Annotated in this window: 1 rRNA gene; it reads right to left on the minus strand. The window is 51.7% G+C overall.

The features are described 5' to 3' along the window. Positions 1–549: ribosomal RNA gene (locus ABS758_RS14960) — 23S ribosomal RNA — on the minus strand; the annotation flags it as partial.

Raw genomic sequence — 549 nt, forward strand, 5'->3', positions numbered from 1 at the left:
GTCCTCCAGCACGTGTTACCGTGCCTTCAACCTGACCATGGATAGATCGCCTGGTTTCGGGTCTACACCCAGCGACTGATTCGCCCTATTCGGACTCGCTTTCGCTACGCCTTCCCTATTCGGTTAAGCTTGCCACTGAATGTAAGTCGCTGACCCATTATACAAAAGGTACGCAGTCACCCCATAAATGAGGCTCCTACTGTTTGTATGCATACGGTTTCAGGATCTATTTCACTCCCCTTCCGGGGTTCTTTTCGCCTTTCCCTCACGGTACTGGTTCACTATCGGTCGATCACGAGTATTTAGCCTTGGAGGATGGTCCCCCCATGTTCAAACAGGATTTCACGTGTCCCGCCCTACTTGTCTGACGCCTAGTTCCACATCCCAATTTTCGTCTACAGGGCTATCACCATGCTGTGGCCGGCCTTTCCAGGCCGTTCGACTATTCGGTATGCTAACTCGTCAAGGCTCATCCGGTTTCGCTCGCCGCTACTTCCGGAATCTCGGTTGATTTCTTTTCCTCGAGCTACTGAGATGTTTCAGTTCACC

It is taken from the genome of Castellaniella sp. FW104-7C03 (genome assembly GCF_040276085.1).
In the GTDB taxonomy this organism is placed as follows: domain Bacteria; phylum Pseudomonadota; class Gammaproteobacteria; order Burkholderiales; family Burkholderiaceae_B; genus Castellaniella.